This window comes from Herbaspirillum sp. GW821-FHT09A12 (genome assembly GCF_059418325.1).
The window spans coordinates 120,467-133,968 of the sequence record NZ_JBWKPR010000011.1 but is presented as its reverse complement, the minus strand read 5'-3'; the positions used below and the strand labels follow the sequence as shown (position 1 = coordinate 133,968).

Genomic DNA, 13,502 nt, shown 5'->3' with positions numbered 1-13,502 from the left:
CTTTCGTCAGGATGACGGCGCGCGAGGGATTGAGGTCGGCGGATACGATAGAGCTTATTTGCTCAACAACCGCATCGCCCGCTCCAGCCCATCGATGGTGAGCGGGAACATGCGCTCGTTCATCAACTGGCGGATCAGCGCGATCGACTGCCGGTATTGCCACAGCCCTTCCGGTTCCGGATTGAGCCAGGCGAAGCGCGGGAAGGCGGCCGTGAAGCGTTGCAGCCAGACCGCTCCCGCCTCGGCGTTGTTATATTCCACCGAGCCGCCCGGTTGCGCCACTTCGTAAGGGCTCATGGTGGCGTCGCCGACGAAGATCAGCTTGGTGTCCGGCGTGTACTTGCGCAGCACGTCCCAGGTCGGGAAGCGTTCGGCGTGGCGGCGCCGGTTGTTCTTCCACAGGTAGTCGTAGACGCAGTTGTGGAAGTAGAAGAACTCCATGTTCTTGAACTCGGTGCGCGCGGCCGAGAACAGCTCCTCGGTACGCGCGATGTGGTCGTCCATCGAGCCGCCGACGTCGAACAGCATCAGCACCTTGATGTTGTTCTTGCGTTCGGGCTGCATGCGGATGTCGAGATAGCCGGCATTGCTGGCGGTGGCGCGGATGGTGTCGTCCAGCGCCAGTTCCTCTTCCAGCCCGGAGCGGGCGAACTTGCGCAGGCGGCGCAAGGCCACCTTGATGTTGCGCGTTCCCAGTTCGCGCTCGCCGTCGTAGTCCTGGTACTCGCGCGCATCCCATACCTTGACCGCGCTGCGGTTCTTGCCGACCCCGCCGATGCGGATGCCTTCCGGGTTGTAGCCGCCATGGCCGAAGGGCGAGACGCCGCCGGTGCCGATCCACTTGCTGCCGCCTTCGTGGCGCTCCTTCTGTTCTTCCAGCAGTTGCTTCAGGCGCTCCATCAGCTTGTCGTAGCCGAACTTCTCGATGGCCGCTTTCTGTTCCGGCGTGAGCTCGCGCTCCAGTTTTTTGAGCAGCCATTCCAGCGGGATCTCGGGCTTCTTCTCGAACAGGGTTTCGATGCCCTTGAAGTAGGCGCCGAAGGCGCGGTCGAACTTGTCGAAATTGGCCTCGTCCTTGACCAGGGTGAGGCGGGAAAGATAGTAGAACTCATCCATCGACGGCGCGATGACCTGCTTGTCCATCGCTTCGAGCAGGGTGAGGAATTCCTTGATCGAGGCCGGCACGCCGGCGTCTTTCACGGTAAAGAAAAAATCGATCAGCATCGACGTCGGCCGCGGGCGTTCAGCGCCCCAGCTTGTACTGCAAGTGGCGCCGCACGGAGGGCCACTCGGATTCGATGATGGAGAACACCACGGTATCGCGCAGCGAGCCGTCCGGCATGCGCTGGTGGTTGCGCAAGATGCCGTCCTGCTTGGCCCCCAGGCGGGCGATGGCGGCGCGCGACTGCTGGTTCATCCAGTGGGTGCGGAATTCGACGGCGATGCAGTGCATGTCTTCGAAGGCGTGCGTGAGCATCATCAGCTTGCATTCGGTATTGATGCCGGTGCGCTGGGCGCTGGCGGCGTACCAGGTGGAGCCGATTTCGACGCGGCGGTTGGCGGCGTCCGCATTCATATAGGTGGTCATGCCGCACAGCGCGCCGGTGTCGTTGCGCCGGATCACGAAGGGCAGCATGCTGCCTTGCTGTTGCAAGTGCAGGCGGCGCTCGATCTCGGCGCGCATGTTCTCCGGCTTGGGGACGGAGGTGTACCAGAGCTTCCACAGCTTGCCGTCGGAGACCGCGGCGATCAGGGCATCATGGTGTTCGAGGGAAAGCGGTTCGACATTGGCGAAATGGCCTTTGAGCGTGATCGGCGAGAGGAATTGCATGGCGTCTCCGGGGCGGGTGGCAAGCTAGCGGTTGTTGCGCGACATGAACACCAGGCGCTCGAACAGGTGGACGTCCTGTTCGTTCTTGAGCAGCGCGCCGTGCAGCGGCGGCACGGCGGCCTTGCCATCCTGGCTGTGCAGCGCCTCGGGCGGGATATCTTCCGCCATCAGCAGCTTGAGCCAGTCGATCAGTTCCGAGGTCGACGGTTTCTTCTTCAGGCCGGGCACGTCGCGCACTTCATAGAAACTCTGCAGCGCCTGCGCCAGCAATTCGCGCTTGAGGTGCGGGAAGTGCACGTCGACGATCTGCTGCATGGTGTCCTTGTCGGGGAACTTGATGTAGTGGAAAAAGCAGCGGCGCAGGAAGGCGTCGGGCAATTCCTTCTCGTTGTTGGAGGTGATCACCACCAGCGGCCGGTGCCTGGCCTTCACCATTTCACGCGTCTCGTAGACGTAGAACTCCATCCGGTCGATTTCGCGCAGCAGGTCGTTGGGGAACTCTATGTCGGCTTTGTCGATCTCGTCGATGAGCAGCACCACCGGTTCGGGTGAAGTGAACGCCTGCCACAGTACGCCCTTGACGATGTAGTTGTGGATGTCCTTGACCCGTTCGTCGCCCAGTTGCGAATCGCGCAGGCGCGAGACCGCGTCGTATTCATACAAGCCCTGCTGCGCCTTGGTGGTGGACTTGATGTGCCATTGCAGCAGCGGACGGTTCAGCGCCGCCGCCACTTCCTCGGCCAGCATGGTCTTGCCGGTGCCGGGTTCGCCCTTGATGAGCAGCGGGCGCTGCAGCGTCAGCGCGGCGTTGACGGCCAGTTTGAGGTCGTCGGTGGCGACGTAGGTGGCGGAGCCGGTGAAGCGTTCCGGGCGTGCGGCATGGTCGGGCATGGGCGCGGTCCTTGGTGAGGTCTCAATTGTCGAGCCGCGCCGTCCTGTGCATGGTGCATGGCGATGCGGGCAGGCGGGCGCGATGATGTGGTTCCGTGCGGCCAATTTCCTGCGCCGGGTGCTGCGGCGCAAGACATCGGCTGGTCAATTTGAACGAGTATAAGGGAAAACCCGGGTTGGCTCCGTGGGTTGAAATTTGCGGATTCGCCCTTATTTAGGGAATTCCGCATGCATAACGCTGACAAGACACATGAAATTCCTGTTCTTCAAAATGCTGGTGGTGTGGAGACGCCTGCGGCACGGCATGCAGGCCCGCTACATGGCCCGCCATGATGCCGGGCTGCAACTCGACAGTTTGATGCGCCGCGCCGATCCCGCATCGGCCTGGCATGAGCGCGCCAACTGGCTGATCGACGTCGCCGAGTGGCTGCGCCACCGGCCCGCAGTGTCCCTGCTGGACCGCCAGGCCTGGAGCAAGGTTCGCAGCCAGCGGCTGGCATTCATGCTGGACTGGCTCGACCAGCACCGCGAGGTGCGCCGCAACGTGCAGAATGCGATGCAAAAGACCCTGCGCGAGGCCAACGGGCCGGAGTTGTTTTCCACCACCGGCCTGCCGCATGAGCCAGGCTTCTTCGGCGAACTGGCCGAGCGCCTGGCGCGCATGGTCCTGCCGCGCCATCTGTCCCCGACCGACCTGTCTTCGCTCTTCACCGCACTGTTTCCCGATCCGGACGATGCCAACTGGCTGCTGGAACTGGACAATGAACTGCTGGTGCGGCTATGGAAGCTGTTTGCCGACGACGGCATTTCGCACATGTACTGGCAGCAGATCGAAGAGGCCATTACCTACCTCACCACGACGGTCATCGCCGACGGCATCAGCCCGGCCTTTCGCCAGCGCCTGGAACCCAAGATGCCCATGCGCGCCACGCCTTTCCTGGCGCTGCGGCGCGAGATCGAGGCCTGGCTGCGCACCAACCCCTACGACCTGGCCGCGCTGCGCAGCGTGCGCATGCTGGTGGCGGTGTGCCATGCGCAGACCGACCGCATCTATGCCCACCTGGATGAATACGGCGTCTCGGTCAGCCTGGTGTACCGCATCGAGCGCATGCGCGCGCATCTGCAGCGCATCGGCCGCCTGATCGATGTGCGCGCGGCCGTGCCCGGGGAACCGGGCGCGGGGCGCGTGCAGTTGTTGCTGGCCGACCTGATTTCGGCGCACCACAACCGCGGCTCGGTGCGCGGCCTGATGCGCCGCAGCTTCGCCCTGCTGGCGCGCAAGATGGTCGAGCGCAACGCCAACCACGGCGAACAGGCCATCGCGCGCGATGCGGCCGGTTACCGCAAGGTGGTGATGGGCGGCTTGCTGGGCGGCGCGGTATTGGCCGGCACGGCGCTGCTGCAGATCGGGGTGGCCAGGCTGGGCACGGCGCATTTCTTCGAGGGCGCGCTGGCGTCGCTCAACTATGCGGCGAGCTTCCTGCTGATTGCCGCCGTGGGCGGTGTGCTGGCCACGCGCCAGCCGGCCGTGGCGGCGCCGATGCTGGCCTCGCATATGGGCGAGCTGGATGCCGATGGCATGCGTGGCCTGATCGCGGAAGCGGGCTTGCTGCTGCGTTCGCAATCGGCCGCCATTTTCGGCAACCTGTTGGCGGTGGCGCCGGTGGCGGCCCTGGTTTGCGCGGCCGGCTGGTTCCTGTTCGGCGTGGTGCCGATGGGAAGCGGGCAGGCGCATGCCGAGTTGGCTTCCCTGTCGCTGGTCGGCCCCACGCCGCTCTATGCCGCGCTGACCGGCGTGCTGCTGTGGCTGTCGAGCCTGGCGGCGGGGTTCGCCGACAACTGGTTCGCCTTGCGCCGTGTGCGCGAAATCATGTCCAACCAGCGCCGCCTGGTGCATGCGCTCGGCCCTTTGCGCGCCGAGCGTTGCGCGGCCTGGCTGGAACGCAATGTCGCCACCATCTCCGGCAGCGTGGTGCTGGGTTTGCTGCTGGGGATGACGCCGGTGCTGGCGGAGTTCTTCGGCCTGCCGCTGGAGGTGCGCCAGGTGACGCTGGCCGCCGGCACGTTGGCGGCAGCGGCATTCAGCCTCGGTTGGCAAGCGCTGGCCACGCCGGCATTCTGGCTGGCCGCCGGCGGCGTTGCCATCAGCGCGCTCTTGAGCGTGGGGGTGGCGTTCGCCTGCGCGTTGACGCTGGCCTTGCGCGCGCGCGACGTGCCGCGCCGCATGCGGCGCTTCGTGCAGCGGGCGGTGTTGCGCCGCTTCGTCATCGCGCCGGCATTTTTCATCTTTCCCGAACGCGCCGGGGCGGGCGCCGATGCGGCAGTGCACGATGAGGCGGACGGTGGCGAGGATGAGGATGGGGACAACGGTGCAGACGATGGCGGCGAGACCACGGCCGATATCGCCGACGGTGCGCAAACACAGGCCGAATGGCCCGGCGAGAGCGCCCGCGACAGCGAACGCAACGTCCATCCCGAGGGGTTGCGGCGGCACGGGTGAGCCACGGGTGAGTATTGATTGATTGCCAAGGCTATACCCGTCATATTGCAGTGCATATATTGGGGTATTTCCTGCAAGCCCGCTCCGGGCGGGCTGTTGCGCCGATTTTCAGGGCGCCGGGGAATGGGTGACTATGCTGAGTTTATTAGGTTAGAATCAAACGGTTTTTTGCGTAAGCAGGGGGAGTGGAGAGACATGCTTAAGCCGAAAGAACGGTTGAGCCACAGTAAAACAGCCAAACCTGCCGAACCAGTGTGCAAATGAACCAGTAAGACAAATTGCCGCCGGTTGCAAAAGATTCGTTTCGGAACCTGCTCTAAGTCCAATTTACTTACCCTGCGAACATGAAAAAACACCTCGTGCTTCTTGCCTTGAGCGGCGTTGTCGGCAGTGCGTCTGCGGCGGACATCGTCGGTAATGCCAAAGCTGCTGAAAATAAAGTGTCCATGTGTATCGGATGCCACGGCATCCCCGGTTACAAAGCCACCTTCCCTGAGGTCTACCAGGTACCCATGCTGGGCGGCCAATCCCCCAAATACCTTGAAAACGCGCTGCGCGCCTACCAGAAGGGCGAACGCACGCATCCGTCGATGCGGGGCATCGCCGGCAGCCTGTCGGACCAGGATATCGCCGACCTGGCCGCCTATTATTCGCAGCAGAAGTGAGGGGACGCACGAGATGAACAACATGATTACCCGCATGGCCGCGGCGTTGGCCGTATTGTCCGCCGTTGTTTTGCCGGCCCAGGCGGCCGACCTTGTCGCCGGCCGCGCGCTGGTCGAGAAGTACAACTGCGCTTCCTGCCACGGCAAGGACTACAATTCGCCGATCGATCCTTCCTATCCCAAGCTGGCCGGCCAGCATGAGGATTACCTCAAGCATGCGCTGATGGCGTACCGCCGCGGCGACACCGCCATGAATGGCCGCACCAACGCGATCATGGCGGCGCAGGCCAAGCCGCTGACCGATCGGGATATCCAGAATATCGCCGCCTATCTGCATAGCCTGCCGGGCACGCTGGTGCTGCGCAAGTAAGCGGCGCCAGTAAGCGGCGCAATTGCCGGCGCCATGAAAAAGCCACGCAAACCGCGTGGCTTTTTCGTTTGATGGCGCCGCAAGTCAGGCTTGCGCGCGGCGCTTGATGCTGTCGATATAGGCCGCGCCGTCCGGCGGCAGGCCGTTGCGCTGGGAATTCCAGATCATCTGGCCCAGGCATTCCATGATCTCGTGATGCGCCTCATGCTCGGAGCCGCGACGCTGCGCCAGCATCTGGAACGCGGCACGGATGCCGGGCGGCTGGTCGATGGAAATCTGTTCGGTAATCGAAAGATGCATCGACAGGTGCAGGAAAGGATTGGACTGGCCGCGCTCCACCGAATAGTCGGTGGCGATGGCCTGTTCGACGTCGCCCAGCGCTTCTTCATATTCCGGATGCTGGATGATCCAGTCGCGTGCGATCGCTTCGAGCGGGGTCAGGACTTCGTGGCCCCGATGCTTGCGGTAAGCGTCGCAGAAAAAGCGGCGGACATCGTGCTGGGAGGGGGTGAACATGGTGCGGGGAAACGAAAGTTCAAACCTCTATTTTACGCCGCATCGCGTTTGGCTTCAGGGCCGCCATGCGCCAAGGGAAGCGCATGGCGACATCATTTCCGAGCGCCACGGCGGGATTGGCTTGAGGCAATGTTGTTGCCGGAGACCCAAAGGCGATATGCCTGCCTATATGCCCTTTTGCGGCAGCGGCGTCTTCTGCTTGAATTCGCACAGGTCGGCGATCACGCAGTTCCAGCATTGCGGCTTGCGCGCGATGCAGGTGTAGCGGCCGTGCAGGATCAGCCAGTGGTGGGCGTCCTGCATGAATTCCGGCGCCACGAACTTCATCAATTTGCGCTCCACCTCATCCACATCCTTGCCCGGCGCCAGGCCGGTGCGGTTGGAGACGCGGAAGATATGCGTATCGACCGCAATGGTCGGATGGCCGAAGGCGGTATTCAAGACCACATTGGCGGTTTTGCGGCCTACTCCCGGCAAGGCTTCCAGCTCCTCGCGCGTTTGCGGCACCTCGCCGCCGTGCTGCTCGACCAGGATGCGGCAGGTTTCGATCACGTTCTTGGCCTTGGTGCGGAACAGGCCGATGGTCTGGATATAGGGGATCAGCTTGTCAACGCCAAGCTTGTAGATTTTCTGGGGCGTGTTGGCCACCGGGTAGAGCTTGCGCGTGGCCTTGTTGACCGAGACATCGGTGGCCTGGGCCGACAGCAATACCGCGATCAGCAGTTCGAACGGTGTGCTGTATTCCAGCTCGGTGGCCGGCGTTGGATTGGCCAGGCGCAGGCGTTCGAAGATTTCGCGGCGTTTGGTCGGATTCATGGATGTCGTTTTTCTTGTGGCGTTGGTCGGCGATAAAAACGGGAAAAGGGAAAAGGCGAAAAGAGCGGCAAGGGCTCAGGACTTGCCTGCCTGCTCCTGTTCGGCTTGCAGTTTTTTCAGGCGGGCGCGCTCCAGCGCCGCCTGGATGATGGCTTTCTTGCGCGCCTGCTCGGCTTGCTGCTCGGGCGTGCCGGTTTCGGCGGCTGCCACTTCCTTGAGCTTGGCGGCGGCCTTGGCTGCGAGGCGGGCGTCATTCTCCGCCTTGTCGCGCTCGAGGCGGATGCCGCGCCAATCGTGGCGCGCACGCGCGGCGTTCGCCTGCGCTTGTGTCCAGGCTTGCCAGCCGGTGCGGCCCGGTGTGGCTTCTTCCATGGCGATGCAGTCGACCGGGCAGGGCGCCACGCACAGTTCGCAGCCGCTGCAGAGGTCGTCGACCACGGTATGCATCTGCTTGGCCGCGCCGACAATGGCATCGACCGGGCAGGCCTGGATGCACAGCGTGCAGCCGATGCAGGCCTGTTCATCGATCACCGCCAGCAAGCGCGGCTGTTCCCGGCCATTGGCCGGATTCAGCGGGAGGATCGGTTGGCCCAGCAATTGCGCCAGCCGGGCAATGCCCTCGGCGCCGCCGGGCGGGCACTGGTTATAGGCGGCGCGGCCGTCGGCGATCGCTTCGGCGTAGGGGCGGCAGGCCGGATAGCCGCATTTGGTGCACTGGGTTTGCGGCAGCAGGTCTTCGATCCGGTCGGCGAGATCGGGCAGGGCAGGCGGTGTGGTGGCGGATGGCGGCACGGCGAGGCAGTTCGGCAAACAACGCAAAGGTCACATTATCCGGGGAAACCGGCGCGAAGTCATGCCATCCGGCTTAGGGCAACGCTGAATAAGTCCCCCGCGCGTGCCGCATCTCTGGATTGGGCGGTCTGCGGCGTTGCAAATCCTCGCCGGGCCACCAGCCCGTCTGCGGTTTGCGCCTTGCAGCCCATCCCAATCCAGAGCGCGTCGCACACGGGGACTTATTCAGCGCTGCCTTAGAACCTGTTTGCGATCCCGTCCGAGCTTGCTCAAATACCCTTTCAGGCGGTCTGCGGCGTTGCAAAGCCTCGCAGCCCATCCTGATATGGCATTCGATCAACTCCCGGCGAGATCATCAACAGGTTCTTAGAACGGTTGGTTATTTGGCTGAACTTCGACGCGCCGCGGCCATCCATTCCCAGTATCCGGATGCGCGGCACGGCATCCGTTCCCCAACCACATCGGCATCGCCCCGGCGAGAGCGCACCATGATCAAGTTCCCACATCCGACGGCAGGCGGACGTTCCCTTGAAGTCGACTTCTTCCGCGGCGTGGTGCTGCTGATGATCGTGGTGGACCACATTTCGGGCAGCATGCTGGGCCAGTTCACCTTGCAGCGCTTCGCCATCTTCGACGCCACCGAGGTATTCGTCTTCCTGGCCGGCTACGCCACTGCCGCCGCCTATACCGCCATCGCCGACGAGAAGGGCGATGGGGCCGCGCGCTGGCGCTTCCTGCGGCGCGGCTGGCAGCTCTACCGTTCCTTCCTGCTGACGGTGGCGCTGATGCTGGCCATGGGCCTGTTGTTTACCGCCTTGCGGCTGCATGCGCCCACGGTCGAGTACACCGATATCGGCACCTTCATCGACGAACCCCTGCAGATCGGCATGGAGATGATCCGGCTGGCGCGCCAGCCCTATCTGTCGAGCATCCTGCCGATGTACATGCTGTTTGCGCTGGCCTCTCCGGTGATCGTGCCTTCGGTGCGCCGCCGGCCCTGGCTGACGGTGGCGGCCAGCCTGGCGTTGTGGGGCGTGGCGCCGCTGCTGGCGCCATTGTTGCCGGCGGTGTCGCCCACCGGCTGGACGTTCAACCCCTTCGCCTGGCAACTGCTGTTCGTGATCGGCACGGTATGCCGCCTGCATCCGCTGAAGAGCTACCAGCGCGAGGATGCCGACGCCGTGCTGCGCCGGCGCAAGCTGACCCGGGTTGCCGCGGCGGTGGCGATCGTTTTCCTGTGCGTGCGCATGTTCGTGGAGTTCGATCCGGGCCCGGTCTTCAAGCAGAACCTGTCGTCGCTGCGCGTGGGCAGTTTCATGGCGGTGCTGTGGCTGGTGGCGATGATGGTGCGCCAGGGCTGGATCCTGCAATTGGCCGAGCGCCTGCCGCTGGTGGTCACGGTTGGCCGCAATGGGCTGGTGTGCTTTGTCTCGGGGACGATGGTCTCGCTGCTGGCCGATATCCTCCTGTATCTCGCCACCGATGGGCAGCCGGGGAATTGGTCGGGCCTGATGGCCGATCTGTCGGCCATCGCCGCGATGCTGGCCATCGGCGTGCTGGCGCAGGCCTGGAAGGATTACCGCCGCGCCAGGCAGCGCCGCGCGCATGGCCTGCACGCGCATTGAACCGGCCGCGCAAAAAAGAGCCGGCGCCGCCATGACAGCGGACGCCGGCTCTTTCTCTTTTCTTGCCGTACTTGCGGAACTGCCGGATCAGGCCTTGCTGCGGATGAACTCGGCGATCTTGGGGCAGACGATCTCGCGCCAGCGGCGGCCCGAGAAAATCCCGTAGTGGCCGGCCTTGGGCACGGTGAAATGCTGCTTGCCCGCCTTGGGGATGCCGCTGCACAGCGCGTGCGCCACCTCGGTCTGGCCGGAGCCGGAAATGTCGTCCAGCTCGCCTTCGATGGTAAACAGCGCCACCGACTTGATGTCCTGCGGCCGCACCGGCTTGCCTTCGATCTTCCAGGCGCCGCGCGCCAGGTCGAAATCCTGGAACACGATCTTGATGGTCTCGAGGTAGAACTCGGCCGGCATGTCCAGCACGGCGTTGTACTCGTCGTAGAACTTGCGGTGCTCCTCGGCCGAGGCGTCGTCGCCGTCGCGCAGGTGCATGTAGAAGTCCCAGTGGCTTTGCGCGTGGCGGCGCGGGTTCATCGCCACGAAGCCGGCGTGCTGCAGGAAGCCCGGATAGACCTTGCGGCCGAAGCCGGGATAGTTGGCCGGCACGCTGTAGATGACGGTGTTTTCAAACCACGAATAGGGTTTTTCGGTGGCCAGGTCGTTGACCGAGGTGGGCGATTTGCGGGCATCGATCGGGCCGCCCATCATGGTCATGCTCTTGGGCAGCTTGGGATCGTTGTCGCTGGCCATGAGCGCAATGGCCGCCAGCACCGGCACGGTCGGCTGGCACACCGAGATCACGTGCACGTCCGGGCCCAGCAGGCGGATGAAGTCCTGCACATAGTAGACGTAGTCGTGCAGGTGGAAGTCGCCTTGTTCGATCGGGACCATGCGGGCATCGGTCCAGTCGGTGATATAGACGTCATGCTGCTGCAGCAGCGCGCGCACGGTTTCGCGCAGCAGGGTGGCATGGTGGCCGGACAGCGGCGCCACCAGCAGCACGGTCGGCTGCTTGAGCGCGGCGATCTGGCGTGCGCCCAGATCCTTCCTGAAATGGATCAGGCGGCAGAAGGGCTTGGTCTCGACGACTTCCTCGACGATGCCGGTGGGCTTGCCGTCGACTTCCACTTCATGGATGTTGAACTGCGGCTTTTCGTATTCCTTGGACAGGCGGTACAGCAGCTCGTAGCCGGCGGCGATGCGCTGCGAAAAAGGCGTGTGGGCGAGCGGGGAAACCGGATCGGAAAACAGTTTTGCCGAGGTTTCCGCCCATTGCATCATCGGGTTCAGAAACGTACGGTTGAATTCATGCAGTTGATAAAGCATAGCTGACCTTTATACAAGCGCTGGCTGGCCGCGCCGCTCGGTGGACGGACGCATGGCGCCGCCGGTGGCGGATTGGCGCGGGGGAGCCAAGCATGTGCAACAAACGTTTGGCGATGGTTTTACGATGACGCGACGCATTGAGTTGCATTTTTGTCAACATGTCGATGTTGCGACGCAATAGCATAGCACGCTTTATTCAGGGGCTTTTATGCTGGTAAGACCAAATACAGAAAACCCGAATGAAAGTTTGGCGGGCAGCCAAAGATTCGCGGCGCGGAAATGAAAAAAGCCCCTGCATGGCAGGGGCTTGAGGGATTTTTTGCTTTTGGGTAATGCTTGGAGAAGACCTGTGCGCCGCTCCGGTTCAGTCGAACACCGGGGTTTCCACGCCCAGGATCTTGTGCAGCTTGGGCGAGGTGGTGGTGTACTGCATGTGGATCTTCTTTTCCGGGAAGATGTAGGGCGCGGCGCCGAAGGCGGCCAGCGCGGCTTCGTGGAAGCCCGACAGGATCAGCTTCTTCTTGCCCGGATAGGTGTTGATGTCGCCCACGGCGAAGATGCCCGGCACGTTGGTCTCGAACTTCTCGGTATCGACCACCTTCAACTGCTTGCGCTCGATGTCCAGGCCCCACTCGGCGATCGGGCCCAGCTTGGGCGACAGGCCGAAGAACACCAGCAGCATGTCCAGCGGCAGGCGGCGGGTGACGCCGTCGGCGCCGGTGACCTTGACCTCGGCCAGCTTGCCGTCCTTGATCTCGGTGCCGGTGACCTGGCCGACCAGGAACTGCATCTCATACTGTTCGCACAATTCCTTCATCTTGGCCACCGATGCCGGCGCGGCGCGGAATTCTTCGCGACGGTGCAGCAGGATCACCGATTCGGCCTTGCCGACGAAGTTCAGCGCCCAGTCCAGCGCGGAGTCGCCGCCGCCGCAGATGACGATGTTCTTGCCTTCGAACTTCGCGGGATCCTTGACGCGGTAGAACACCTGCGAACCGTCGAACTGCTCGATGCCATCGACCTTCAGCGTGCGCGGCTGGAACGAACCGACGCCGGCGGCGATGAAGATGGTCTTGGTGATGAATCGGGTGCCGGTGGAGGTTTCAACGTCGAAACGGCCGTCTTCGCGCTTTTGCACCAGGGTCACTTCCTGGCCCAGGTGGAAGGTCGGCTCGAACGGTTCGATTTGCTTCAACAGGTTGTCGGTCAGTTCCTGGCCGGTGCAAACAGGCACGGCCGGGATGTCGTAGATCGGCTTGTCCGGATACAGTTCAACGCACTGGCCGCCCACCACCGGCAGCGAATCGATCACATGCGCCTTGATTTCCAGCAAACCGAGTTCGAACACCTGAAAGAGGCCGACCGGGCCGGCGCCGATGATGATGGCATCGGTTTCGATGGGGCCTTGGGCAACTGCGCCCTTGACGTTGTTTTCCATGATTTTCCTGATATTCCTGTTCAATTATCTGAAAGCAAAATGCAAGCGGTTGCGCATCTGGCTGGCGGTGAAGAGCCTGGCTGGATGCGCAACCGCATGCTGAAGCTGCTAAGGGCGCTGCTGTTCTATCCTGAAGCGTCGCGAACGATCAGCGCTTCAGGTATTGCAGCTTGTCGGTCTTGTCCTTCCATTCCTCGGCTTCGTCCAGCGGAGCCTTGGTCTTGGTGATGGACGGCCAGTTGCGGGAGAGGTCGGCGTTGAGCGCGATGAATTGCTGCTGGTCGGCGGGCACGTCTTCTTCCGCGTAAATCGCGTTGACCGGGCATTCTGCGACGCATACCGCGCAGTCGATGCATTCGTCCGGATCAATCGCGAGGAAATTGGGGCCTTCGCGGAAGCAATCCACCGGGCAAACATCCACGCAATCCGTATAGCGGCAACGGATGCAGGAATCGGTGACAACGTGGGTCATAACTGTCCTATCTGTAAATATTCTTAAAACCGATGGCTAACTGCGCCGCAATTGATGGCAATATGGCACGGTTAAAATCATTCTGCGGCTGGCTGGCGTCATACGATCCTCGCTGTGCTCCATGCCTGTTTTCCATGCCCGTTTTCCATGCCGTTTCCGGCGGCCGAAAATCCCGTGCGCAGCCTGCTGCAAAGCCTTGTATTTTAAGGTAATTCGATTTTTCCCACAAATGAGGCTTATACAGATTACGTATAAGTAAATAA

At 62.8% G+C, this 13,502-nt stretch carries 13 protein-coding genes; 4 read left to right on the top strand and 9 right to left on the bottom strand.

Annotation, left to right across the window (positions count from 1 at the left end):
* Window positions 1-54 precede the first annotated feature (54 nt).
* From AC07N6_RS19580 to AC07N6_RS19570, 3 genes are read right to left on the bottom strand one after another with little or no spacing between them, the layout of a single operon-like run.
* Window positions 55-1,224: a vWA domain-containing protein gene (locus tag AC07N6_RS19580; RefSeq protein WP_494783168.1), complete on the bottom strand. Its 1,170-nt coding sequence runs from the start codon at window positions 1,222-1,224 to the stop codon at window positions 55-57.
* Window positions 1,225-1,243: 19 nt separating this feature from the next.
* Complete coding sequence (locus AC07N6_RS19575; protein ID WP_494783167.1) at window positions 1,244-1,831, bottom strand: GNAT family N-acetyltransferase; 588 nt, start codon at window positions 1,829-1,831, stop codon at window positions 1,244-1,246.
* Between the two features lie 24 nt (window positions 1,832-1,855).
* A complete protein-coding gene (locus tag AC07N6_RS19570; RefSeq protein WP_494783166.1) occupies window positions 1,856-2,722 on the bottom strand; it encodes an AAA family ATPase in 867 nt (288 codons plus the stop codon).
* Window positions 2,723-2,972: 250 nt separating this feature from the next.
* On the opposite strand from AC07N6_RS19570, the gene AC07N6_RS19565 reads away from it, so the two are divergent.
* The 3 genes from AC07N6_RS19565 (at window position 2,973) to AC07N6_RS19555 (ending at window position 6,257) form a co-directional block, all read left to right on the top strand.
* The gene (locus AC07N6_RS19565) at window positions 2,973-5,222 is read left to right on the top strand and encodes a site-specific recombinase (protein ID WP_494783165.1); all 2,250 of its coding nucleotides are present in this window, start codon (window positions 2,973-2,975) and stop codon (window positions 5,220-5,222) included.
* A gap of 344 nt (window positions 5,223-5,566) precedes the next feature.
* Window positions 5,567-5,887 carry a c-type cytochrome gene (locus AC07N6_RS19560; RefSeq protein WP_494783164.1) on the top strand — a complete coding sequence of 107 codons (321 nt, stop codon included), beginning with the start codon at window positions 5,567-5,569 and terminating at the stop codon, window positions 5,885-5,887.
* Window positions 5,888-5,900: 13 nt separating this feature from the next.
* On the top strand, window positions 5,901-6,257 hold the full coding sequence (locus tag AC07N6_RS19555; protein ID WP_494783163.1) for a c-type cytochrome: 357 nt from the start codon (window positions 5,901-5,903) through the stop codon (window positions 6,255-6,257).
* An 84-nt stretch (window positions 6,258-6,341) separates the two neighbouring features.
* Here AC07N6_RS19555 and AC07N6_RS19550 read toward each other — a convergent pair whose 3' ends face one another.
* The 3 genes from AC07N6_RS19550 to rsxB all read right to left on the bottom strand — a co-directional run bounded on the left by AC07N6_RS19550 (window position 6,342) and on the right by rsxB (window position 8,381).
* Entirely contained in the window at window positions 6,342-6,773 is a 432-nt protein-coding gene (locus AC07N6_RS19550; RefSeq protein WP_494783162.1) for a DUF1841 family protein, read from the bottom strand.
* 165 nt (window positions 6,774-6,938) lie between these two features.
* Window positions 6,939-7,589: an endonuclease III gene (gene nth / locus AC07N6_RS19545; RefSeq protein ID WP_494783161.1), complete on the bottom strand. Its 651-nt coding sequence runs from the start codon at window positions 7,587-7,589 to the stop codon at window positions 6,939-6,941.
* Window positions 7,590-7,664: 75 nt separating this feature from the next.
* On the bottom strand, window positions 7,665-8,381 hold the full coding sequence (gene rsxB, locus AC07N6_RS19540; RefSeq protein ID WP_494783160.1) for an electron transport complex subunit RsxB: 717 nt from the start codon (window positions 8,379-8,381) through the stop codon (window positions 7,665-7,667).
* 488 nt (window positions 8,382-8,869) lie between these two features.
* Here rsxB and AC07N6_RS19535 point away from each other — a divergent pair, with 488 nt between their 5' ends.
* A complete protein-coding gene (locus AC07N6_RS19535) occupies window positions 8,870-10,006 on the top strand; it encodes an OpgC domain-containing protein (RefSeq protein WP_494783159.1) in 1,137 nt (378 codons plus the stop codon).
* An 87-nt stretch (window positions 10,007-10,093) separates the two neighbouring features.
* Here AC07N6_RS19535 and AC07N6_RS19530 read toward each other — a convergent pair whose 3' ends face one another.
* The 3 genes from AC07N6_RS19530 to fdxA all read right to left on the bottom strand — a co-directional run bounded on the left by AC07N6_RS19530 (window position 10,094) and on the right by fdxA (window position 13,239).
* Entirely contained in the window at window positions 10,094-11,329 is a 1,236-nt protein-coding gene (locus tag AC07N6_RS19530; RefSeq protein WP_494783158.1) for a polyhydroxyalkanoate depolymerase, read from the bottom strand.
* Window positions 11,330-11,693: 364 nt separating this feature from the next.
* The gene (locus tag AC07N6_RS19525; RefSeq protein ID WP_494783157.1) at window positions 11,694-12,767 is read right to left on the bottom strand and encodes an NAD(P)/FAD-dependent oxidoreductase; all 1,074 of its coding nucleotides are present in this window, start codon (window positions 12,765-12,767) and stop codon (window positions 11,694-11,696) included.
* Window positions 12,768-12,915: 148 nt separating this feature from the next.
* Window positions 12,916-13,239 (bottom strand): ferredoxin FdxA, encoded by a 324-nt coding sequence (fdxA, locus tag AC07N6_RS19520; protein WP_494783156.1) that lies wholly within the window; start codon window positions 13,237-13,239, stop codon window positions 12,916-12,918.
* Window positions 13,240-13,502: the final 263 nt, after the last annotated feature.

What these genes read in the sequence shown, in the direction of transcription:
- fdxA (WP_494783156.1), bottom strand. Translation starts at nt 13,239, where the DNA reads ATGACCCACGTTGTCACCGATTCCTGCATCCGTTGCCGCTATACGGAT.
- AC07N6_RS19550 (WP_494783162.1), bottom strand. Translation starts at nt 6,773, where the DNA reads ATGTTCACCCCCTCCCAGCACGATGTCCGCCGCTTTTTCTGCGACGCT.
- AC07N6_RS19575 (WP_494783167.1), bottom strand. Translation starts at nt 1,831, where the DNA reads ATGCAATTCCTCTCGCCGATCACGCTCAAAGGCCATTTCGCCAATGTC.
- AC07N6_RS19560 (WP_494783164.1), top strand. Translation starts at nt 5,567, where the DNA reads ATGAAAAAACACCTCGTGCTTCTTGCCTTGAGCGGCGTTGTCGGCAGT.
- AC07N6_RS19565 (WP_494783165.1), top strand. Translation starts at nt 2,973, where the DNA reads ATGAAATTCCTGTTCTTCAAAATGCTGGTGGTGTGGAGACGCCTGCGG.
- AC07N6_RS19530 (WP_494783158.1), bottom strand. Translation starts at nt 11,329, where the DNA reads ATGCTTTATCAACTGCATGAATTCAACCGTACGTTTCTGAACCCGATG.
- AC07N6_RS19535 (WP_494783159.1), top strand. Translation starts at nt 8,870, where the DNA reads ATGATCAAGTTCCCACATCCGACGGCAGGCGGACGTTCCCTTGAAGTC.
- AC07N6_RS19555 (WP_494783163.1), top strand. Translation starts at nt 5,901, where the DNA reads ATGAACAACATGATTACCCGCATGGCCGCGGCGTTGGCCGTATTGTCC.
- nth (WP_494783161.1), bottom strand. Translation starts at nt 7,589, where the DNA reads ATGAATCCGACCAAACGCCGCGAAATCTTCGAACGCCTGCGCCTGGCC.
- AC07N6_RS19525 (WP_494783157.1), bottom strand. Translation starts at nt 12,767, where the DNA reads ATGGAAAACAACGTCAAGGGCGCAGTTGCCCAAGGCCCCATCGAAACC.
- AC07N6_RS19580 (WP_494783168.1), bottom strand. Translation starts at nt 1,224, where the DNA reads ATGCTGATCGATTTTTTCTTTACCGTGAAAGACGCCGGCGTGCCGGCC.
- AC07N6_RS19570 (WP_494783166.1), bottom strand. Translation starts at nt 2,722, where the DNA reads ATGCCCGACCATGCCGCACGCCCGGAACGCTTCACCGGCTCCGCCACC.